The following is a 20,364-nucleotide window of genomic DNA, read 5'->3' as shown; positions in this document are numbered from 1 at the left end:
ACGTGGCGATCTGCCGCGGGCCGCGGAGGCTTCACCATTGATTGGCAGCGTGGTTTCCTTCCGAAGTTGGCGAACGACGGCGCTGGTGGCGGCTTGGTTTGCCGCAAGCGCGGGCGTGTGGGCGTGGACCGTGGCCTATGGGACCACGACGGCCCAGCCTACGCACCTAGCGTTGGCCGATCCGGCGCCGATCGTGGACGGAATAGGGATCACGCGGCCGACGCTCTATCTCTTCATGCACCCGCGTTGCCCGTGTACGCGGGCGACAGTCACGCAGCTGCAGCGCGTGCTGGCAAGCTCGGGCCTCGATCGGTCTGAGCTTCCTGAAGTGTCAGTCGTCGCCACGATCCCCGTTGGCGTCGCCGAGGACGACGACACTTGGCGACAATCGGAGACGTTACGCCAAGCGGCGGACCTGCCCAACGCAACGGTTCATTACGACGAGGGTGGCGTTAGGGCGCAGAGCTTCGGCGCGCAAGCCAGCGGCTCGGTCGCGCTGTACGCCGCCGATGGCCGGCTCTTGTTCGCGGGGGGCGTCACCGTCTCGCGCGGGCACGACGGCGAAAGCCTCGGCGCCGAACAGCTGCGTAAGCAAATCCAGAACCCCAAAGAAGGCGCTCCCGTTACCGCGCCGGCGCTCGGTTGCCGGCTGTGCCGAGAAGACTGACGCCACGCAAGAAAGACTACGCCTCGCGGCACGACTCCCTGCGGCGACTTTGACGAACGACCCATGACACAACTCCTTTCCTCCGCCGTTCTCCAAGGCGCCGCGGGCCTGAGCCCTGAAGCGCGGCGTCGGCTCGCCGAACACTCGCGCGTCATCCACGTCCGCACCGACCGCATGTTCGCGGTGCTGATGGCGCTGCAGTGGGTAGCGGGGATCGCCGTGGCGCTGTTGGTGGCGCCGCAGACGTGGATCGGCGCACGCAGCGAAGTGCACCAGCACGTGCTGATGGCGATCTTCGGCGGCGCGGTGATCGCGTCGGCGCCGATTGCGCTGGCGATCTACGCGCCGGGCCGCTTGCTGACGCGGATGGTGATCGCCACCAGCCAAGCGCTCTTCTCGGCGCTGTTGATCCATCTGAGCGGGGGGCGGATCGAGACGCACTTCCACGTGTTCGTGTCGCTGGCCTTCCTGGCGGCGTACCGCGACCCGCGCGTCCTGGCGCCAGCGACGCTGGTGGTGGCGATCGATCATTTCGTCCGCGGCGTCTGGTGGCCCGAGTCGGTCTTCGGCGTGGCGACCGCTTCGCCGTGGCGGTGGATCGAGCACGCCGCCTGGGTGATTTTTGAAGACATCGTGCTGCTCTTCGTGATGCTGCAGAGCTGGGCGGAGATGCGCGACCTCGCCGAGCACACGGCCGACCTCGAGCAACGTGAGGTCGAGCTGCGCCGCGCCCGCGAGGCTGCCGAGCGCGCCAACCACACCAAGAGCAAGTTCCTCGCCAACATGAGCCACGAGATCCGCACGCCGCTCAACGGCATCCTCGGGTTCACCGACGTGTTGATCCGCGACCGGGCCGCGTTGTCGGAGCACGAGCGGAGCGACTACCTCAACACGATCCAGCGGAGCGGCAAACACCTCTTGGCGCTGATCAACGACGTGCTCGACCTGTCCAAGATCGAGGCCGATCAGTTGAGCGTCGAGTCGATCGCTTGCTCGCCGCACCAAGTGATCTCCGAGACGGTCTCCGTGCTGCGTGTCACCGCGCACGAGAAGGGGATCAACCTCGACTATCGTTGGGAGTCCGGCGTCCCCGAGACGATCCACACCGACCCGTACCGCTTCAAACAGCTGCTGCTGAACCTCGTGGGCAACGCGGTGAAGTTCACCAGCCAGGGCTCGGTGATGATCGTCGCCCGGGTCGAGACGAGCGCCGCGGAGCCGACGCTGACGGTCGAGGTCCGCGACACGGGCATTGGCATCGCGCAAGACAAGATCGATGCGATCTTCCAGCCGTTCGTCCAAGCCGACGACAGTGTCACACGGCGATTCGGCGGCACGGGACTCGGTTTGGCGATTGGCAAGAAGATCGCTATCGCGTTGGGCGGGGACCTCACCGTGGAGAGCAGTGTCGGCCACGGCAGCACGTTCACGGTGCGTATCGCCACCGGGCCGCTCTCGGGCGTTCCGATCCACGAAACACCGCCGACCGAGCCGGTCGCCGACATCCGTGAGACGCAGGTTTCGTCTTGCGACTTGAGCGGCGCGCGCTTGCTGGTGGTGGATGACGGCGACACCAACCGTCGGTTGCTCAAGCTGCTGCTCGAGCGCTGCGGCGCCGCGGTGCATCTGGCCGAGAACGGGCAGATCGCGCTCGACATGGCCGCGCGCAAGAACTACGACGCGATCCTGCTCGACATGCAGATGCCGGTGGTGGACGGCTACACCGCCGCGAGCCGGTTGCGGGCGTCGGGCTACCGCGGCCCGGTGATCGCGCTGACGGCCCACGCCATGAAGGGGGACCGTGAGAAGTGCGAAGCGGCGGGCTGTGACGGCTATCTTCCCAAGCCGATCGACGCGAACCAACTCTACGAGACGCTCCAGACGACGATCCGCCCGAGCGGCGCCCCGACAAACTCGGCGGCAGCCAATCGGAGCGTTGAGTCAGCGAAATCGCTCGGCCCGATCCGCTCGACACTGCCCACCGACGACGCTGAGTTCGCCGAGATCGTCGTGAGCTTTCTCGACACGCTCGACCTCAAGCTCGGCGCCCTACAGAAGGCGTGGGACAACGGCGACGACATGGAGCTAACGCGGCTCGCCCACTGGCTGCGCGGCGCCGGCGGAACGGTGGGCTTCGGCTGCTTCACCACGCCGGCCCGCGACCTAGAGACCGCGGCGAAAGAAGGCAACCGTGCGGTGGTGGCGGAATCGGTGAGGGAGATCCAGGCGTTGCGGGGAAGGATCGAGGTGTAGCGGTGTTATTGCGGCGCACTCCGACGACACTATTTGGTTGAAGGGCGTCGCCGGCTCGCCGGCAAGGGGCAGAGTGAATTGAATCTACTGCTGCCGATGTTGGATGTCTTCCGTTACGGGAGCGTCTTGCTCGGCGATCGATTGATCTATTCGTGGAACAACTTCGTTTTGCTGCGAGAGCGTGGCGTCGATGCCGTCTTCCGCTTCACGTCGAACCGTAACATCGACTTCCGTCTAGGGGAGCGGCTCGGCCCGAGCGACCACATCGTGGTCTGGCCTCGGCCGACGACGAATCGGCTGTTTGCTTGGAAGCAGTTCATGGCGATGCCCGCGTCGATCCCGGTTCGCGAGTGCCGCGTGTCGATCGCCCAGCCCGGCCTCCGCTCCCAGACGCTCGTGCTCGCGACAACGCTGCTCGACGCGAAACGCTACCCGGAAGAGGCGCTCGCCCAACCTCAAGCGACGCAAGAACGCTACGACCTCCTCACCCGACCTCGCCACGTGCTTAGAGCCCTGATGCCAAAGGAGCTGTCGTCAACTAAGCGCCATTCAAGTGTCGGTCGTTTGCAGGTTCGGGAAGCTACTTCCAGCAGCCGTTGTTGGGAATCCACGAGTGGCCTTGCCTGCATTACTAACGATTTAGTAAATTGCGAGTAATGCTGCTCGACCAGATGCTGCCGACAGTTCGCCCGCGACGATCACTCCGCCCTTGGCGCCAGTTTCGTCCGCGCTGTGTCGGCGCATTTACGGTTCTGGAATTGCTCGTGGCCATCGGCGTCGTCGGCGTGCTGGTGAGCCTGTTACTCCCTGCTGTCATGCATGCTCGTGAGTCGGGCCGGAAAACGATTTGCTCGAACCAGCTCCATCAGATTGGCTTGGCGATGCACCAGCATCACAACTGGAGAGAGCGGCTGCCGCCGGCATGGCGTGTCGCCACGGATCGCCCCGAGTTCGCTTATGGATGGGCCGCTTTTCTGCTGCCTGGGATGGAAGAAGCTTCGGTAATGCCGCGTCTCGATTTCAATCAAGCGCCAAACGCGGCGGGTGTTGGCGATCTCGGTCTTGCCTTAATGAATTGCCCATCCGACCTCATCGAGCCGAGCTTCGATCTCTATGAATCAACCCCAGAGCCGGAGGAGGAAGAGGATTCCAGCGAGGGTTCAAAGGATGACCGTATGGGCGAGGTGTTGATCCGGTTGCCCACGGCTAGCTACGTCGGCGTTTATGGAACGGTCGAAGCCGATGAGTATTACACCGAGCTGCGGGAAGGGACGCCCGAGCGCTCCGATGGCGCGATTGTTTTTGATCGTGTCGTACGGTTTGCCGACCTCACCCGGGGCCTCAGCAAAACTCTGCTGGTCGGCGAAAGGACGATGGCGACGGTTCCCTCGACTTGGCTAGGCGTCGATCTGCGAGGAGAAGACGCCGAGTGCCGTCTCACCGGGTCCGCCATGACGCATCCCAACTGCGACACCTGCGACGAGTGCGAGTTCACCAGCCGGCACGCGGGAGGGAGCTACTTCCTTTGGGCGGACGGCCACGTCTCACTCGTGGCGGAAACCATTGATCCGAATGCCTACCGCGAGTTGGCACGCCGGTCCGCCCCTTAATTAAGCCGCCAGCGCCGCTGGAACGATCCGTTCTGAAAGAAGTGTCATGAATAGCGACAAAGAACCCGGGATGCTTACGGCCGCTGAGGCGGAGGTGATGAATGTCATCTGGGACCACGACGAGGTCACGGTGTCCGACATCGTCGAGCGATTGCCACGCGAGTTGGCGTACACGACCGTGATGACCACGTGCGGCATCCTCGAAGAGAAGGGCTGCGTCAAGAAAGCCGGTAAGCGCGGTAGAGCGTTTCTCTACCAGCCGCTCATCTCTCGCGACGACGCCCGCGGCGTCATGTCTCACGAAGTAGCCCGCCGACTCTTTCGGGGGTCTGTCAAGTCGCTAGTGTTGAATCTCGTGCGCGACGACGCCATCAGCGCTGAGGACCTCAGCGAAGTCAAGAAGATGATCGAAGACCTGGAGGCGTCCAAATGAGCGCGATCCAGTTCCTGCAGTGGATTGCCTCCTATGCGATTCAGTCAGCGCTCGTAATCGGCGTCGCTGCGGGCCTCGAACGTTGGTCCAGCGCCTCAACGACCAAGACACGGGTCTGGACCGCATGCTTTGTTAGCCTCTTGGGCTTATTGGCGGTCGGGCTACTGCTGCCGCATCTGCAGTTAAGCAGCCCTTGGACGACGGCGTCCTCGGCAACGGTTCTCGCAGCGGCAGGAGCTGAGAAAGAACTCGGAACGCTCGTGCTGTGGGTGTGGCTCTTTGGGGTCGTGGTGATGGTTGCTCGGCTGGCGATCCACTTCGTTCTGGTGCAGTGGTTCATCAACCGCCAGCCGCGAGTGCCTACAGAAGTTGATCGCCATCTTCGCGAGATGGTCACCCCCGAAACCCTTGTCGCGGCTGGCAAGCCCGTGGAGTTCCGCATCGGTCCCGAAGAGATCGGTCCCTTTTGTTACCAGTTCCATCGGCCGCATGTGTTTATCCCGGCCTCGCTTCTCGAATCGGACTCACAAGAGCTGCGCCACGTGCTCGAGCACGAGCTAACCCACCTGCGCACCGAGCACCCGCTTCAGCTGTTCTTGCAGAAGACGACGCAATGCGTCCTCTGGTTCCATCCCCTGGTGTGGGTCGCGAGCAACCGGGCGAATCTTATCCGAGAGTTTGTCTGTGATGATGCGGCTTCCAACGGCGGGGCTGCGACCGCCGCGTACTTACGAACCTTGCTCGCGATTGTGGAGCGTCAGCGGCAATTCAAGCTTAGCGGACTCGCCCTCGGCCGATCGGTAAGCGAAGTCCGAGTTCGAGCAGCCCGACTGGTGGCGCAGCACAAGGGGGTGAGCCCCGATCTCCGCCTTCCAGTCGTCGCGCCAACAATGCTCGCCGCACTGGCCGCATCTCTCCTTTGGTTGCCGATCGATCCTTTTACCTCCAGCCGCAGTATCCTTTCGCCCTGGCCAACTTGGTCGGCGGCAACGCTACACGCCCTCGACTTACCGGTCCGGGACTTTCAAACCTTCCACCAACGCTACCGAACTCACGAACTCCTGGAAGACGCTCCACTATCCAGGTGATTGGCTGCTCATTTCTATTTACACCACTCTACTAACTTTTTAGTAACACGTCCGGCGGCTGAGGCAGGAAGCCTCGGCGGGAAGCTGCCGGTTCAACAACCCTCGCAAGGATGCGATGACGCCCCTTCCACGTCGAACTCACGCGCCGGCAATCAATAACAGGCGATTTATGTCAATCTCGCTGGTTCTACCCGCTTGGAATGAAGAAGCAGCACTTCCGCGGGCTCTAGCTGAAGCAGACATGGCTTTGAGCCTGGTTGCCGATGACTACGAGATCATCGTTGTCGATGACGGCAGCACCGACGCGACCGCTCAGCTTGTGCTCCAACTGTCGGAGACAGTGCCGAATGTGCGGCTGATCCGGCACGAAACTAATGTCGGCTACGGCGCCGCCCTGCGGAGTGGATTCGCCGCCGCGACAATGGACCTCGTCACGTTCACCGACGCCGATAACCAGTTCGACTTGCGTGAGTTGGATCGCTTCGTGCTGCTCGCTCAAAGCCATCCGGTGGTTTGCGGGTACCGGATCGACCGTCAGGACACCGCTCTGCGGAAGCTTTACTCTCGCGGCTACAACTTGGTGGCTCGGACGCTGCTCGGAATGAAGGTCCGCGACATCGATTGTGCTTTCAAGATGTTTCATCGCGAGGTGATCCAGCAGGTGGAAATCACCACGGACGGTTTCCTCGTCAACTCGGAAATCCTCACCCGCGTGTCGCAGCTAGGCTGCTCGATTGTCGAAGTCGGAGTCACCCACCGCGCACGCGAAGAAGGGACGAGCACTGTTTCGCAGTGGCATATCCCGGGGGTGTTGCGAGATCTGTCCCGGTTTTGGTGGAACCAGGTGCAATTCGCTGGGCAGCCTCACGACGACGGGGCGCCGACGCGGCGAGCGGAGTGGGCCGCCGCACTGTTGCTGGCGGTTGCCGCGGCTGTCCTGTTCAGCGGCCTTGGGTATCCTCTCATCGATCGCGACGAGACGCGCTACGCCGAGACCCCGCGAGAGATGGTCGTCACCGGGAACTGGGTGCTGCCGCAACTCAACTTCCGACCCTACTACGACAAGCCGCCGCTGATGTACTGGGCGACCGCGGCGAGCTATTCGTTGCTAGGCGTTTCAGAGTTCGCCGCTCGCCTGCCGCACGCCGCCTCGTGCTTCGGCGCGCTATGCCTCACTTTCTTCTTTGCTAGGCGATGGTTCGGTGCGGAAGCCGCGCTTCTCTCAACGCTGGTGCTCTTGCTCTCGGTGGGCTTTCTCGGATCAAGCCGTGTCTTGTTAATCGACGGACTCTTGATGCTGTTGATGACGCTCGCGCTTTGCTCGGGAATGGAGGCGATCCGGAGCGGGACGTTCCGTCGTGGCTGGTGGCTACTAGCGGCATTCGCGTGCGGACTGGCCTTCCTCGCCAAGGGTCCCGTCGCGCTGGTCCTCTTCGCGCCGCCGCTGCTTGCCTACGCGGCGCTCTCGCAGGGCGTTTCGCGGCCGCGTCTCTTCGATTGGCTTTTGCTTATCGCGGTCGTCGCCGCAATGGCGACGCCTTGGTTCGTCGCGGTTGCAGAGCAGGCGCCCTCCTTCGCTTACGAATTCTTTTACAAGCATAACGTCACGCGGTTTGGCGGCGCCTTTCATGCTCAGCCCGTGTGGTATTTCCTGCCGGTCCTACTGATCGCGGGGCATCCGTGGTCCTTTCTCAGCATCTCGCTCGCAAGATACCTGGGGAGCCGCGACGCCGCGTGCCGGCGTAGCCGTCCCCGCGAGTTAGGGTTCCTCGTGCTGTGGGCTGGGTGGTGCGTCCTGTTCTTCTCCCTATCGCGATGCAAGCTGCCGTCTTATGTCATGCCGGCGTTTCCGGCGCTGGCGATGATGATGGGTCAGTACCTTCACCGACGGGTTCTAGCGCTGCCTAACGTCGACCTTAAGTGGCTGGAGCGGATTGCTCCCTGGAACGCGACGCTGATGACCGCGATGGGCGGCGTGGGGTTTGCAATGTTCTGCGCTATCGATGGCAGTGAGAACTTCACGGCCGCGACGGGACTCGCCGTTGGCTGGAGCGTCCTAGGGGTCGCCGTCCTATGGTTCCGTCGCTCTTGCCACAGTCAAACGGTTGGCTGGGGAGTAACTCTGGCGATGGCGTCGGCGCTCGGCGTCCTGGTCACCCACCGCGAGATTCCGCTCTATGCCTACCAGCACACGCTTTTCGGCCCGGGTTCGACGCTCGCCTCCGCCGAACTCAAAAGCAGTTCAACGCCAATCGTAACGCTCTCGCACGAATGGTCCGAAGCGCCTTTCTACCTCGATCGAGTGGACATCAAGAACACCGATCGAAACGACACCCTGACGGTCGCGGGAGCGCTGGAGACATCCGGGCGAGTCGTTCTTGTCATGCGTAGCAATGACCACTTAAGCGACTTTACGGACGGGCTGCCGGTAGAGACAACGTCACGCCTCCTAGGTCAGCGCGGACGTGGCTTGGTTTACGAACTCACATCGGTGGCGTCCGTCGCCGGTAGGCCGACAACACCTCCAACTCAATACTGACGACGGCAGATCGAACCGATTCGAGACCGTCGCTATCGTTCACGGTTGCCGTCGAGGACGCGAGAGTTCTCAGGCTGTCAAACCAACAGCGCCGCTTCAACAGCCAACCCCGGCCCAAATCCGAGGACGACACAAGGCCCTCGACGGCCTGCTCTTCGTTGCTGCCCTAGTATAAATAGCACCGTTGGCGACGACATGTTGCCGCACTCGGCGAGCACTTGCCGAGAGACATCGAGATCAGCGGGCAAGAGCCCGAGCGCCGTCCCTGCGGCGTCGAGGATGCGCGGCCCACCGGGATGCACGGCCCAATCGGCGACGTCGCTTAGACTCAATCCCTCTCCAGCCAGCCACAGTTCAATCGGTGCGCGAGTTGACGATTCGATAAGCTCGGGCACCCGCGGCGCGAGTGTCATCGTGAAGCCGTGATCGCCAATCTTCCAAGACATAGCGTCTTGTGAATCGGGAACGATCTCCGAGAACGTGCTGGCGATTCGGGGGCCATCGGAAGGACCCGCGGAGATCACCGCGGCCGCGGCGCCATCAGAGAACAAGGCGTTGGCGATGATCCGTTCCGGGGTCCAATCGTACTGGTAGTGCAAACTGCAAAGCTCAACCGCCACCAGTAGAACAACAGCGGCGGGGTCGGCGTCGCTATAAGCCTTGGCGACACGCATGCCATTGATGGCGCCATGACAACCCATGAACCCAACGCTCGTGCGCGAAGTGGTGGGGCGTAAGCCGAGACGCTGAATTAGCGCGACATCCACCCCCGGCGCATCGAAACCGCTGCACGTCACCAACACGATGTGCGAGACGCGATCTCGAGGGATCGCCGACTCCTCCAACGCGGCAAGCGCCGCCTTCTCGGCGAGGTCGCTGGCCGACATCTGGTAAGCGGCCATGCGCTCGCCTGTGGTGGGACCAAAGGGCCGGGACGAGGAGGGGAGCGAGTAAAAGGACTGCTGCGCGGGTTCTCCGTTCGTAGAAGATTCTAGTAAAACGCTGTGTCGCTTCTTTACGCCCGATCGGGCGTAAATGGCTGGCGCCAGACGCCGACCCTGATCCGTCGCCACACAAAACTGCAATGAGCGATCAATGGCGTCCTCCTGCGAAATAGAACTCTCAGGCTTTGCAACACCGATACCTTGGACAACTGCCGTCATGCTACCCCTTGGAGTTCGTTCGTATCGACGGCGCTGATGCGCTGCGCAATCTTCTGACCCAGCGTTGGCCACGTCGCCGCCAATCGCAACCCGAGACGTGTCGCCCAGGGTCGCTGGAGCATCCACGCCAGCTTTCGGCACGCCGCCTGGCGGTTGCGCTGGCGCCCGCGCTGCTCTGTTTCCCACCGCTCGGACAAAGCGTTGTCCCAATCGCGGGCAGCCTGGATGACAAAGGGCGTTACAACGATCGCGTCCTCAATCGCCGCGGCCATGCCTTCGCCGGTAAATGGTTCGACGTAACCGCCGGCGTCGCCGATGACGAAGAGTCGTCGTGCGGCGAGCCGACCCGCCGAGCGTGTGAGCTGCCGCGTTGCCCGCCAATCGGCTTGCGTGAGGTCGTCTTGTAGTCCAATACCCGTCCGGTCGAGAGTCTCTCGAACGAGGAGTGGAATGACGCCACGTCGCGAGATCGCGGCGGGTGAGAACGCTGCCGCTAAGTTGACGCTACCCTCTTCACAGCGAACCGCGCCCACATAGCCATGCTCACCAATCGCCATGTGGATGGCGCCCGGCGTCAGTGTGTGCGACGCACCCGTCCGCAGTACAGCCCCGACGCCAACGAGTGACCCAGGCCGAACAGCCGACCTGAATTCCGGCAGTCGCGCAAGCGACGGCGCCCCAAGTCCATCAGCGGCAACGACAACCTCCGCTTCGACCACGATCGACTGGCTGCGATCATCGGTCAATTGTACGCGTCGCAACGCATCGGAGGCTGAGGGCAGCACGGTGGCGCTGGTGCCGAAGCGAACCTCGACACCTGCGGCGCCGGCCGCTTGAGTTAGGTGGTCGTCAAGCGTTCGCCGCGTAATGGCGAGACCACCAGGGATGCGGAGACTGAGTGATCGGCCAGCAGTCCTCAACTCAAGACCATCGGTGGTGATCCCGCCGCAGCGCTCTAACGCCTTGGTGAAGCCCGCTGCGCGAAGGTTCATTACCGCTCGCTGGTTGAGGCATCCCCCGCAGACTTTCTCGCGGGGAAAGCGTTTCGCCTCGACAAGCAGCGTTTGCACTCCCGCGTCGGCCAGCAATTTAGCCGCGACCACGCCGCCTGGCCCGGCCCCAATGACGAGCGCTTGGACACGGTCAGCAGCGAATCTTTCTGCCCTGCGATCAGTGCTGTTCATCAGGGCGCTCCCACTCCATCAGGAACCGATAAGGCCAGTGCCGCGTGATCCTTGCGCCATCGAGACCAGACTTCACCGCGAGACCGCGGGCCTCTTCGACAGTGTAGGCGCCCAACACCGACACGGGTCCGTCATAGTGAACAACCGGTGAACTTGTCAGAACTCGACATCCAGCCCACGCAAGCCAATGGCCCATGTGAGACCGTTCAAGGTCATCAAGCAGCACTGCGTGACGCGCGGCACCGCGGAGGTTGCTCAGCAACTGCACCGACGACGCTTCGTCCAGATGGTGCAAGAAGAGCGTCGAGATCACGATGTCGTAGCGCTGCGGCAAGGGATCGTTGACGGCGTCGGCAACGAAGAAATCGATGTCGTCGCTCGAGTTACGCGATTCGTTCGCGAGTCGGACGGCCGTTGGGCTCAGATCGCACCCGGCAAAGGAAGCGCGAACTCCAGCACGCCGTGAGCGTTTTGCCAGCTCCTTAACCAAATCGCCGCCACCTGACGCGACATCGAGGACGCTGAACTCCGATAGCCCGCGACGGCCTGCGATCCGACGGATGGCGTTCCACACGCACCGAGAGACGCCGCTCACTTGGTTGATCCGGCGCAGCCCCCGCAGCGCCGCCTGATGCTCGATCGGGTCGAGATCGGGGGCGTCCATGAGTTCGGGTCGTAGTTGTCGTTCAAGCATCAAAACTCGTAGGTCGCCCGCTGCGATTTTCGGGGTAGACCGAATTACTAAAAGCTTAATAGTATGGGCCTGCGGGCCCCAAGCACTACCCCAAACCTCGCCCAGACCTCGTTACCGCCGGGATTCGGATGACACGGCTGTCGCTCCCCACCATCGTACCGATGCTGCTCTTGTCTTGCTTGCTAGCAGCGCCGGCCGCCGCCCAGGTTCCTGCCATTCAGCAGGACAGGACAGCAGCCACGCCTGGCGAAACCTACGAAGCCGGGGACCTCTACCTACCCACGAGCAAAGTATTCGTCCACGTAGGAAAGACGGGCTTCGGTCACGAGCACGGCGTGATCGGCGCGTTGAGTCAAGGTCGCCTGCTACTCGGAGCGACGCACGACGCCGGTGAGCTGGTCTTCGACATGACGAGCTTTGTGGCGGATACCGACGCCGCCCGGCGAGCGGTGGGGCTTGAGGGCACCAGCTCGGAGTCAACTCGCCAGCAAGTGAACGCCAATATGCGGGGCACGGAAGTGCTCAACGTGGCCGCATTCCCGACGGCGAGGTTCGTGATTGATTCAGCAACCGAGGACCCGCTGCCTGATCCGTCCGGCGTCAGGCGTTATCGCATCAGTGGCAATCTAACTCTCCAATCGCAGACGCGTCCCGTGACGTTCATGGCGGAGGTCGATGTCAAGAACGGGTGGAACCGAGTTCGCGGCGCTTTCAGGCTCAAGCACACCGACTTCGGGATGAAGCCCTACACCAAGGCCCTGGGCGCCGTGGGTGTGGCTGATGAATTGATCGTGAGGGGCGAGTTGTGGGTAGCTCCTTCCGTCGGCGCCGCTCAGTAGAACACGTTGCGTTTGCTGCTCACCCAGGTCCCTACCGCAACGGCGCCATGCAGCATGGCTGCATCGTTGCGAAATAACCCGCCAACTGCTTCGAGTGCCGACATGGAAGTCGCAACCACGATTCCGCACCGCGTTCTTACACTGTGGACCGTCCGGCGCCCCCTGGGCCTCGCCGTCGGAGTCGCTGTTCACTTGCTGTTCGCTTACACCGTCTGGCGACTCTTCTGGTTCCTTAAGGAAGGCGCCGGCCCGACAGCGGACGGCTCGCTTCTCATTGATGCCGCGCTCGCGTTGCAGTTTGCGGTTCCTCATAGCGCGTTGCTGCACCCCAGTGTTCGTCGGGGGATCACCCAATGGATCCCGCCGGCGTTTTACGGCTTGTTCTACACGACGGCGTCTTGCCTCTCGCTACTGGCGGTCGTCATGTGCTGGCAAACGGTGGAACCGATCCTTTGGAAGACGACGGGAGTTACCCAGACCGTTTGCCTAGTCGCGTTCTATCTATCGTGGCTTGCGCTCTGCTACAGCCTGCACCTGACGGGCATGGGCCATCAAACGGGACTCACGCCGTGGCTCGCTTGGGTGCGCGGCAAACCGGCGCCCCGCCGCGAGTTCAAGCCGCGTGGTGCGTATCGTTTCGTTCGCCATCCGGTCTACCTCAGCTTTATGGGACTGGTTTGGTTTACTCCTACCATGACCCTCGATCACGCGGTGCTGACTGTTATTTGGACCGTCTACTTGTTCGTAGGGAGCTGGCTTAAGGATCGTCGATTGGAGTTCTTTGTCGGAGACGCCTACCGCGACTACCAGCGCCGCGTGCCGGGCTATCCCTTGATTGTGTACGGCCCCCTCGGAAGACGCCTAAGACCAGACGACAATTCTCATTCGCTGGTCGAGGACACCCAAATGGCGGCTTAAGAGGCCTCTCGCAAGGATCGAGTAGCAACGGCAAATCGTCCCCAAACGCCGAAGCCTTGGCTGCGGAATCCCGCTGGGCGGCGGTCAAAATTGACTCCCCGCGGCCTCGCCACTACGGTATTCTGACAGTCCGGTATAGAGTACACATGGTAATTGGTTGGCAAAGTTGATTGGCGTCTCTGAAGAGCCCCTATCACCTCGAAGCGTTCGTCTGCGGCAGAGCATGGTGCGTTCCAAGACCTATCTGCACTATGCACTGGTCCTGCTCCTTAGCTGGCCGGCTCCGCTGCCGGTGGTCCATACGCATTTGGACTACTTGAGCCAGCCGAGTAGCATGCGTCTGCTTGCTGAGCATGTAGCGCTCCACCACGAGTCGCAGGAGCCGTCTTCCGTCGATCCCGACGAACCCCACTGTCATTGGTTCTTCGTGTGGGCGGGACTCGACGCTCCCATGCAGGCGGCGCCGCTTGATGCGGAGGAAGGAACCGTGGGACGCTTTGCTCCAGCGGACGACTTGCTTCCCCGTACGCTCGTCCCTTTGCTGGCGTGGTTTGAAAGCGATGTCGTCCTCGACCGGGGGCGAATGCGCCTCGACAGCGAATACGATGCCGATCGGCCCGAACCCTGCGGGCTGACCTTCCATCGACTTTTCTGCGTTTGGACCTGCTGATTCTCTCAGCGCAGGCCCCTCTCTAACGCCTCCGTGCGCCCCCGTGGCGGCTTGCCGCTTCGCTAGGCCTAATCGGCTGACGTGATGCGCGGCAGCGACCGCGGGCATTGGCTCGCGTCCTCCCCAGGTATTTGTATGAACCAAGCAGTCGGCGCCCCGCACGGCGCGAAGGCCGCTTCGCGCCCTTGGATGCCCTACGTTGTAGTTTCGCTGCTGGCTGCTGCCGGCGCCGCTACAACCCCCTATGTGATCTCGTTGTCTACAAGAGCAGAGACAAAATCTCCGCCGCAAAATCTCGACCCACCGCGAGCAGCGAACGACATCAGCCGGGGCGCCGACTCGTCCCCTCTGGGCGTTGTCGAAATGCCGACCAGCCAGTGGGAGTCCTGCGGCATCCGGCTTGAGCGAGCGTCGCTACAGACCCTTGCCACTTCGATCCGGCTTACCGGCAAGGTGTCACTCAACGAGGACAAGGTCGCCCACATTTATCCCCTCGTCGAAGGAACTGTTGATGAGGTCCTCGTTGGTCTGGGCCAAGTGGTTAAGGCAAACGATCTTCTCGTCGTCGTCCACAGCCGCGAAGTCGGCAAGGCGAAGCTCGAGCTCTACCAGGCGCGGCAGCAGCACGAGATGGCTGTCGTCAAACAGAACCTGCAAGAAGGAGTAGCCAACAATGCGCGCGAGCTGCTCAACGCGCTGCGTAACGGCGAATCAATCGACGCCATCGAGGGCCGCTTCCGTAATCGGAGCATGGGGGACTACCGCGAGCGCCTGCTGCTTGCGTACGCGGGCTTCTTAAAGTCCGAAGCCGACGTCGAGCGTCTGGAGGGCCCCGCACAGTCCGGAGCGATCTCCGCCAAGCAACTCTACGCAGCCCAGTCGAGCAAGAGCTCGGACCAAGCGACGTTCCAAGCCCGGATCGAACAGATCGACTACGAGTTGCAGACCTCACTGCTGAGCTCGTCGCAAGCCGTCAAAGAGGCGGCGACCCGCGTTGCCGTCGCGACGACGAACCTGCGGATCCTCGGTTGCGACGAGGAGGACATCGCATCGATTGACCCGGAGCAACAGGGCGAAACCGTCTCTCACTACTCCATCCGAGCGCCCTTCGACGGGACGGTGGTCGCCAAAGACGTAACTCTCAAGGAGCAGGTGCGGCCCGATACGCAGATCTTTAGCATCGCCGACCTCTCCACCGTCTGGGTTACTGCTGACATCTACGAGCAGCACGTCCCGCTGCTAGCCGCCATCGCGGGCAAACCGGTCCGTGTATGCAATGAGGCGTGGCCCGACCAAGATTTTGTCGCGACGGTTTTCTACACCGGCGAGATCATGGACGAGTCAACGCGGACCATCTCGATGCGCGCGATCGCCAAAAACGACGAGCACCTCCTCAAGCCGGGGATGTTTGTCACGATTGAGTTCGAAGCCGATTCCGGCGACAAAAAACTCGGAATCCCTCCCTCGGCGATTCAGCAGCATGGAGGCAAAGATTTTGTCTTCGTCCATGTCTCGGGTGACAAGTTTGAGCCGCGGGAGGTCGTACTCGGCGACCGCAGCCGTTCCGTTGTGCAGATTAAAGCAGGCCTTAACGAGGGGAACGCCGTCGTCGTCGAGGGCGGATTCATCCTCAAGTCAAAGATGCTCGAAAGCCAGATGGGGGAGGGCTAAGCCATGGTCAACCCCATCATCGAATGGTCGCTCAACAACCGCTTCATTGTCATGATCCTCGCGGTGGTCGTGATGGGTGGCGGCGTTATCGCGGCGTCCACCCTGCCGCTAGACGCCGTCCCCGACCTGACAAACGTGCAGGTGCAGATCCTCACCAACTCGCCTGCGCTCGGGCCGGTAGAGGTCGAACAGTTCATCACGTTTCCCGTCGAGAACGCCATGAGCGGCGTCCCGGATGTAGAGGAGATCCGCTCGATCAGCCGCTTCGGCCTGAGTGCTGTGACCGTCGCGTTCAAGGACAGTGTCGATATCTACTGGGCGCGGAACCTCGTCAACGAGCGGCTCCTCAAGGCTCGCGAGAATATCCCGCCGGGGATGGGCACACCCGAGCTCGGACCGATCGCCACGGGCATGAGTGAGATTTATCAGTTCGAGGTACGGAACGAAGAGGGCGCTACGCACTCGCTCAGCGATCTGAGAACGATTCTCGACTGGCAGATCGCCTTCCAACTCCGCAGCGTCCCCGGCGTGATCGAGGTCAACACCTTTGGCGGCGAGTTGAAGACCTACGAGGTGCAGGTCGATCCGGCACGCCTGCAGAACTATGGCATTTCGCTCAAAGATGTCTTCACCGCCCTCGAAGAAAACAACGGCAACGCCGGCGGCGGCTACATCACGCACGGCGCCGAGCAACGGCTTATCCGCGGTGAGGGGCTCGTCAGCTCGCTCGACGACATTGGCGCCATCATCCTCGACAGCCGCGAGGGCGCGCCGATCCTCATCCGCGATGTCGCCGAGGTCCGCTACGCCCCGATGCTCCGCCAGGGCGCCGTCACCCGCGACGGCGATCGCGAGGCTGTAATCGGCATGGTAATGATGATCATGGGGGGTAATTCGCGACAGGTCGTCGCGGACGTAAAGCGACGGATAGCCGAAATCCGCAAGTCGCTCCCGAAAGGCGTCGTCGTCGAGACCTTCTACGATCGCACCGAGCTGATCGAGAAGACGATCCATACCGTTACGGAGAACATCGGCGTCGGCGTTCTGCTAGTGGTCGTGATGCTTTTCCTACTACTCGGTGACATCCGCGCCGGGCTGATCGTCGCTGCAGCGATACCCCTCTCGGCGATGTGCGCTCTGATCGCGATGCGGTACGCCGGTGTCTCGGCCAACTTGATGAGCCTCGGCGCTGTGGACTTCGGCGTGATTGTTGACGGCGCCGTCGTGATGATCGAGAACTGCGTGCGACGCGCGTCTCGCTACCAACGCGACCACGGCGGCGACCACGTCCCTCTGGGCGTCTATCGCGAGTCGGCCAAAGAAGTCGGCAAGCCGATCCTTTTCGCCGGGCTGATCGTGATCATCGTCTTCATCCCGATCCTCAGCCTCCAAGGGATGGAGGGGAAGATGTTTCGCCCGATGGCGTTCGTCTTCATGTCGACTCTGTCATCGGCGCTGGTGATCTCCGTCACCGTGATGCCCGTCATGGCGTCGCTGTTCCTCGCCCGGCAGATCAAGGAACACGAGACCTTCCTGGTGCGTTGGATCAAATCGGCGTACCAACCCATGCTCAGTTTCGCAATGGCCCGTCCCGGCGCAATGCTTAGCGGCGCGGTAGCCATGTTCCTCGTCAGCGTCGGACTAGCGACGCAGTTCGGCGTCGAGTTTGTTCCCAAGCTCGACGAGGGAGACATCGCAATCCAGGCGACTCGGCTACCGAGCGTCTCGCTCGAAACTTCTATCGAGATGACCAAAGCGATGGAACGCTGCCTGCTAGAGTTTCCCGAGGTCGAGACGGTTGTCTCGAAAACCGGCCGCCCGGAAATCGCCAACGATCCCATGGGCGTGTACCAGACCGACCTGCTAGTCCGGATGCACTCCCCCGACTCCTGGACCGAGGGCGTCACTAAGCCTCGGCTCATCGAAACGATGCAACAGGCGCTTGAAGAGAAGGTCCCCGGCAACTCGTTCAGTTTCACCCAGCCGATTGAGTTACGTGTGCAGGAACTCGTCGCCGGCGTGCGTTCTGATATCGGCCTCAGCCTCTATGGCGACGACCTCGACGAACTCAAACGCAAAGGGGACGAGATCGTTGTCGCCCTCAACAAAGTTCCCGGCGCCGCGGATGTCCAAGCCCAGCAGATCGCCGGATTGCCGTACCTTCGAATCGTGGTGCGAAGGGAAAGCCTCGCACGGAACGGCGTCAACGCGCGGGCCGTGCTTGACGCGGTCGCCACGGTCGGTGGCTTTCCTATCGGTCAGGTGTTTGAAGGCCAGAGGCGCTTCCCGCTCCAAGTACGGCTGGCGCCCGACTGGCGGACGGATGCGCAAAGGCTTTCCGACCTACGTATCGAAGACCCCCAGGGGAGGCTGATCCCCTTGTCACAGCTCGCCGACATCACGGTCGAGGACGGGCCGGTCGAGATCAGCCGCGACGCAATCCGTCGTCGACTTCTCGTGCAGTGCAACGTGCGGGGTCGTGACTTGGCGGGTTTCGTCGCCGAGGCGCAGCGAGTCGTCGAAAGCGACGTGCAATTGCCGGCCGGCTACACGCTGCGATGGGGCGGACAGTTTGAGAACTTACAAGAGGCTAGCAAACGGCTCGCGATCGCCGTGCCCGTCGCGATGTTCCTGATCTTCGCGCTGCTATACATGACCTTCAACTCGGTGAAGCTCGCGCTGCTGATCTATCTGAACGTCCCAATCGCGGCGACGGGTGGCATCCTGTTCCTCTGGCTCCGCGAGATGCCCTTCTCGATCTCGGCGGGCGTCGGATTCATCGCCCTGTTCGGCATCGCGGTGATGAATGGTGTCGTGCTGATCGAGCACGTCCGTCATTTGCGTCACGCCGGCGACAATCAACGCGACGCCGTCGTCAATGGCGCCATGGACCGATTGCGGCCGGTGCTCATGACGGCGTCCTGCGGCGCCCTTGGGTTTATCCCCATGGCGATCTCAGGAAGCTCAGGGGCGGAAGTGCAGCGACCGCTCGCTACGGTCGTGATCGGTGGGCTAGTGACGTCCACCGCCTTGACGTTGCTGGTGCTGCCAACGATCTACCGCTGGTTCGAGCCCGCCGAGACGTCTCCTGAACCCGTTGACATGACGGAGTTCGAGCACTGAGCTAGGGAGCCGACTTACTGCTGACTCAAGGCTTGCCCACGCAAGCTGTCGTCGCCGCTGTCGTCACGCACCGCGTCGAGGCCGCCGGTGAGGAGCACTCCTTCGATCTTCGCCTGGGCGATGGCGAGTTGGGCCTGCGCGTTGATGTACTGCACGTTTGAGTCGTAGAAAGTCTTGCGCGCGATCAAGATCTGCACGAAATCGGCCTCCCCCGACTGGTACGCCTTCTCGGCGAGGTCCATCGACGAGCTAGCGCTGGGGAGAATCTCCGATGCGTATTGCTCCATTGCAGCGACAGCCATCTCGTATTCTTGCGACACGACGGCGAGGCGCTCTCTCACGCTGTTCTCGATACGCTCCGCCCCGTAGATCGCGCGACAGACCTCGGCCCGGGCGCGGCGATGTTGCCGCGGTTCTTATTGTAGAGCGGGATCGGCACGCCCACTTGGACGTTGAGCATCCCCGAGTCCGTGCCGTTATCGACACCCGCCCCCATCTGCACGGCGAGGTTTGGCGTCTGCTGAGCGAGTTGTCTCTCGACGGCCGCACGGGCGCGAGAGACGCGGGCCCGCGCCGCGGCGTACTCGGGGCTCGATGCGATGACCGTGTCGGCAAGAGAACTCCACTCCATCGCCGGCGTCTCCGTCGGCAAAGTCCCCGCGAGCGGCGGCTGCGCCATATTGGGCTGACCGGCGAGGGCCGCGATCTTACGCCACGTCGCCGCCAGCCGTGCGGTCGCTTTACGCCTCGAGAGCCGGACCTCGCTCTTCTGGATGCTCGCCTGAAGCGTATCGATCTGCGAGCCTTCCCCCGCCTTCTTCCGCTGCTTGGCGAGCTCAAAGCCCTTTTCCGCGACGATCGTGAAGTCGTCGATTAACTCCAAATGTCGCTGAATCGCAAGCGCCTCGTAGAAGCGGATGCGAGTATCGGTCGTGACGCGTAGCCGCTGCGCCTCGAGCTCTTGCAGCTGAGCGCAAACGGTGGCGTTGAGCACGCGGTGATTAAGCTCGAGCTTGTCGCCGGTGACGAACTCTTGCTCGACGAAGGCGAGGTGTTGGTCGGTCCCTTCGTCCGCGAGTTGCTGACCCTGGTAGCCGACGCGGGGGTTGGGCCTCGCGATCACCTGAGCCCGGTAGCCCGCGGCCTTCTGTGTCGTCGCCACCAGCTCTTTGATCGCCGGGTTGTGCGCGAGCGCTATCGACTCAAGGTCCTCTAGCGTCATCGCCGCAGCGGTTGACTCTTCGCCTTGGGTCGTAGCCGGTGCGTAGGCCGCGACCTGCACGATTGCTGGCTGCTCCTTTGCACTGCCTGTCGCCGAGGTGCTGGATGCAAGGTCAACGGTTGCGGACGGAGTCGCGTCCACTGGCGACGAGGGCGCAACCGCAGCGCAACCCACGCACGTCGCGATGAGCAAGGCGCCAGCAGTGGACTTGTAGCGTCGCATACCGAGTCTCTCGCAAGGACGGCAGACATCAGGCCCACATCCGCCGACAATGCAGCGACGGAGGGACT

17 protein-coding genes are annotated in these 20,364 nt (G+C 62.4%); 12 read left to right on the top strand and 5 right to left on the bottom strand.

The annotated features are described in order from the left end of the window. Positions 1–49: 49 nt before the first annotated feature. The 7 genes from Spa11_RS20985 to Spa11_RS20955 all read left to right on the top strand — a co-directional run bounded on the left by Spa11_RS20985 (position 50) and on the right by Spa11_RS20955 (position 8,590). Positions 50–667 (top strand): thioredoxin domain-containing protein, encoded by a 618-nt coding sequence (locus Spa11_RS20985; RefSeq protein WP_145116492.1) that lies wholly within the window; start codon positions 50–52, stop codon positions 665–667. 63 nt (positions 668–730) lie between these two features. Beyond that, positions 731–2,920 carry a hybrid sensor histidine kinase/response regulator gene (locus Spa11_RS20980; RefSeq protein ID WP_145116489.1) on the top strand — a complete coding sequence of 730 codons (2,190 nt, stop codon included), beginning with the start codon at positions 731–733 and terminating at the stop codon, positions 2,918–2,920. A gap of 96 nt (positions 2,921–3,016) precedes the next feature. Beyond that, complete coding sequence (locus Spa11_RS20975; RefSeq protein WP_197529569.1) at positions 3,017–3,577, top strand: hypothetical protein; 561 nt, start codon at positions 3,017–3,019, stop codon at positions 3,575–3,577. Between the two features lie 107 nt (positions 3,578–3,684). After that, positions 3,685–4,530: a DUF1559 domain-containing protein gene (locus Spa11_RS20970; protein WP_197529568.1), complete on the top strand. Its 846-nt coding sequence runs from the start codon at positions 3,685–3,687 to the stop codon at positions 4,528–4,530. A gap of 46 nt (positions 4,531–4,576) precedes the next feature. Next, entirely contained in the window at positions 4,577–4,963 is a 387-nt protein-coding gene (locus tag Spa11_RS20965) for a BlaI/MecI/CopY family transcriptional regulator (RefSeq protein WP_145116482.1), read from the top strand. After that, entirely contained in the window at positions 4,960–6,051 is a 1,092-nt protein-coding gene (locus tag Spa11_RS20960; RefSeq protein WP_145116480.1) for a M56 family metallopeptidase, read from the top strand. The genes Spa11_RS20965 and Spa11_RS20960 overlap by 4 nt, the downstream gene beginning before the upstream one ends. 115 nt (positions 6,052–6,166) lie before the next feature. Further along, entirely contained in the window at positions 6,167–8,590 is a 2,424-nt protein-coding gene (locus Spa11_RS20955; RefSeq protein ID WP_145116477.1) for a glycosyltransferase, read from the top strand. Positions 8,591–8,667: 77 nt separating this feature from the next. On the opposite strand, the gene Spa11_RS20950 is transcribed toward Spa11_RS20955, so the two are convergent. Genes Spa11_RS20950 through Spa11_RS20940 form a run of 3 tightly spaced genes read right to left on the bottom strand, consistent with a single transcriptional unit; the run spans position 8,668 to position 11,601 of the window. Continuing rightward, positions 8,668–9,753, bottom strand: a complete 1,086-nt coding sequence (locus tag Spa11_RS20950) for a type III polyketide synthase (protein ID WP_145116475.1) — start codon at positions 9,751–9,753, stop codon at positions 8,668–8,670. Then, complete coding sequence (locus Spa11_RS20945) at positions 9,750–10,937, bottom strand: NAD(P)/FAD-dependent oxidoreductase (protein WP_145116473.1); 1,188 nt, start codon at positions 10,935–10,937, stop codon at positions 9,750–9,752. The genes Spa11_RS20950 and Spa11_RS20945 overlap by 4 nt, the downstream gene beginning before the upstream one ends. Continuing rightward, positions 10,924–11,601, bottom strand: coding sequence for a methyltransferase domain-containing protein (locus tag Spa11_RS20940; protein ID WP_197529566.1), 678 nt, complete (start codon positions 11,599–11,601; stop codon positions 10,924–10,926). The genes Spa11_RS20945 and Spa11_RS20940 overlap by 14 nt, the downstream gene beginning before the upstream one ends. Before the next feature lie 191 nt (positions 11,602–11,792). Here Spa11_RS20940 and Spa11_RS20935 point away from each other — a divergent pair, with 191 nt between their 5' ends. The 5 genes from Spa11_RS20935 (at position 11,793) to Spa11_RS20915 (ending at position 18,852) form a co-directional block, all read left to right on the top strand. After that, complete coding sequence (locus tag Spa11_RS20935) at positions 11,793–12,470, top strand: YceI family protein (protein ID WP_197529565.1); 678 nt, start codon at positions 11,793–11,795, stop codon at positions 12,468–12,470. Between the two features lie 102 nt (positions 12,471–12,572). Beyond that, on the top strand, positions 12,573–13,388 hold the full coding sequence (locus Spa11_RS20930; protein ID WP_197529564.1) for a methyltransferase family protein: 816 nt from the start codon (positions 12,573–12,575) through the stop codon (positions 13,386–13,388). A 223-nt stretch (positions 13,389–13,611) separates the two neighbouring features. Beyond that, on the top strand, positions 13,612–14,058 hold the full coding sequence (locus Spa11_RS20925) for a hypothetical protein (RefSeq protein WP_145116463.1): 447 nt from the start codon (positions 13,612–13,614) through the stop codon (positions 14,056–14,058). A 189-nt stretch (positions 14,059–14,247) separates the two neighbouring features. Next, complete coding sequence (locus tag Spa11_RS20920) at positions 14,248–15,729, top strand: efflux RND transporter periplasmic adaptor subunit (RefSeq protein ID WP_231933060.1); 1,482 nt, start codon at positions 14,248–14,250, stop codon at positions 15,727–15,729. A 3-nt stretch (positions 15,730–15,732) separates the two neighbouring features. Then, complete coding sequence (locus Spa11_RS20915) at positions 15,733–18,852, top strand: efflux RND transporter permease subunit (RefSeq protein ID WP_145116458.1); 3,120 nt, start codon at positions 15,733–15,735, stop codon at positions 18,850–18,852. Positions 18,853–18,866: 14 nt separating this feature from the next. On the opposite strand, the gene Spa11_RS23680 is transcribed toward Spa11_RS20915, so the two are convergent. Both Spa11_RS23680 and Spa11_RS23675 read right to left on the bottom strand, forming a co-directional pair. Continuing rightward, the gene (locus Spa11_RS23680) at positions 18,867–19,193 is read right to left on the bottom strand and encodes a TolC family protein (RefSeq protein ID WP_391503295.1); all 327 of its coding nucleotides are present in this window, start codon (positions 19,191–19,193) and stop codon (positions 18,867–18,869) included. After that, positions 19,190–20,296, bottom strand: coding sequence for a TolC family protein (locus Spa11_RS23675; protein ID WP_197529562.1), 1,107 nt, complete (start codon positions 20,294–20,296; stop codon positions 19,190–19,192). Before Spa11_RS23675 ends, Spa11_RS23680 begins: the two co-directional genes overlap by 4 nt. Between the last annotated feature and the right edge of the window lie 68 nt (positions 20,297–20,364).

It is taken from the genome of Botrimarina mediterranea (genome assembly GCF_007753265.1).
Classification (GTDB): domain Bacteria; phylum Planctomycetota; class Planctomycetia; order Pirellulales; family Lacipirellulaceae; genus Botrimarina; species Botrimarina mediterranea.
Note: the sequence above shows the minus strand (reverse complement) of the source record. Positions and strands in the feature narration are given on the sequence as shown.

What these genes read in the sequence shown, in the direction of transcription:
- Spa11_RS20980 (WP_145116489.1), top strand. Translation starts at nt 731, where the DNA reads ATGACACAACTCCTTTCCTCCGCCGTTCTCCAAGGCGCCGCGGGCCTG.
- Spa11_RS20975 (WP_197529569.1), top strand. Translation starts at nt 3,017, where the DNA reads ATGTTGGATGTCTTCCGTTACGGGAGCGTCTTGCTCGGCGATCGATTG.
- Spa11_RS20965 (WP_145116482.1), top strand. Translation starts at nt 4,577, where the DNA reads ATGAATAGCGACAAAGAACCCGGGATGCTTACGGCCGCTGAGGCGGAG.
- Spa11_RS20960 (WP_145116480.1), top strand. Translation starts at nt 4,960, where the DNA reads ATGAGCGCGATCCAGTTCCTGCAGTGGATTGCCTCCTATGCGATTCAG.
- Spa11_RS20955 (WP_145116477.1), top strand. Translation starts at nt 6,167, where the DNA reads ATGACGCCCCTTCCACGTCGAACTCACGCGCCGGCAATCAATAACAGG.
- Spa11_RS20950 (WP_145116475.1), bottom strand. Translation starts at nt 9,753, where the DNA reads ATGACGGCAGTTGTCCAAGGTATCGGTGTTGCAAAGCCTGAGAGTTCT.
- Spa11_RS20945 (WP_145116473.1), bottom strand. Translation starts at nt 10,937, where the DNA reads ATGAACAGCACTGATCGCAGGGCAGAAAGATTCGCTGCTGACCGTGTC.
- Spa11_RS20940 (WP_197529566.1), bottom strand. Translation starts at nt 11,601, where the DNA reads ATGGACGCCCCCGATCTCGACCCGATCGAGCATCAGGCGGCGCTGCGG.
- Spa11_RS20935 (WP_197529565.1), top strand. Translation starts at nt 11,793, where the DNA reads ATGCTGCTCTTGTCTTGCTTGCTAGCAGCGCCGGCCGCCGCCCAGGTT.
- Spa11_RS20930 (WP_197529564.1), top strand. Translation starts at nt 12,573, where the DNA reads ATGGAAGTCGCAACCACGATTCCGCACCGCGTTCTTACACTGTGGACC.
- Spa11_RS20925 (WP_145116463.1), top strand. Translation starts at nt 13,612, where the DNA reads ATGGTGCGTTCCAAGACCTATCTGCACTATGCACTGGTCCTGCTCCTT.
- Spa11_RS20920 (WP_231933060.1), top strand. Translation starts at nt 14,248, where the DNA reads ATGCCCTACGTTGTAGTTTCGCTGCTGGCTGCTGCCGGCGCCGCTACA.
- Spa11_RS20915 (WP_145116458.1), top strand. Translation starts at nt 15,733, where the DNA reads ATGGTCAACCCCATCATCGAATGGTCGCTCAACAACCGCTTCATTGTC.
- Spa11_RS23675 (WP_197529562.1), bottom strand. Translation starts at nt 20,296, where the DNA reads ATGCGACGCTACAAGTCCACTGCTGGCGCCTTGCTCATCGCGACGTGC.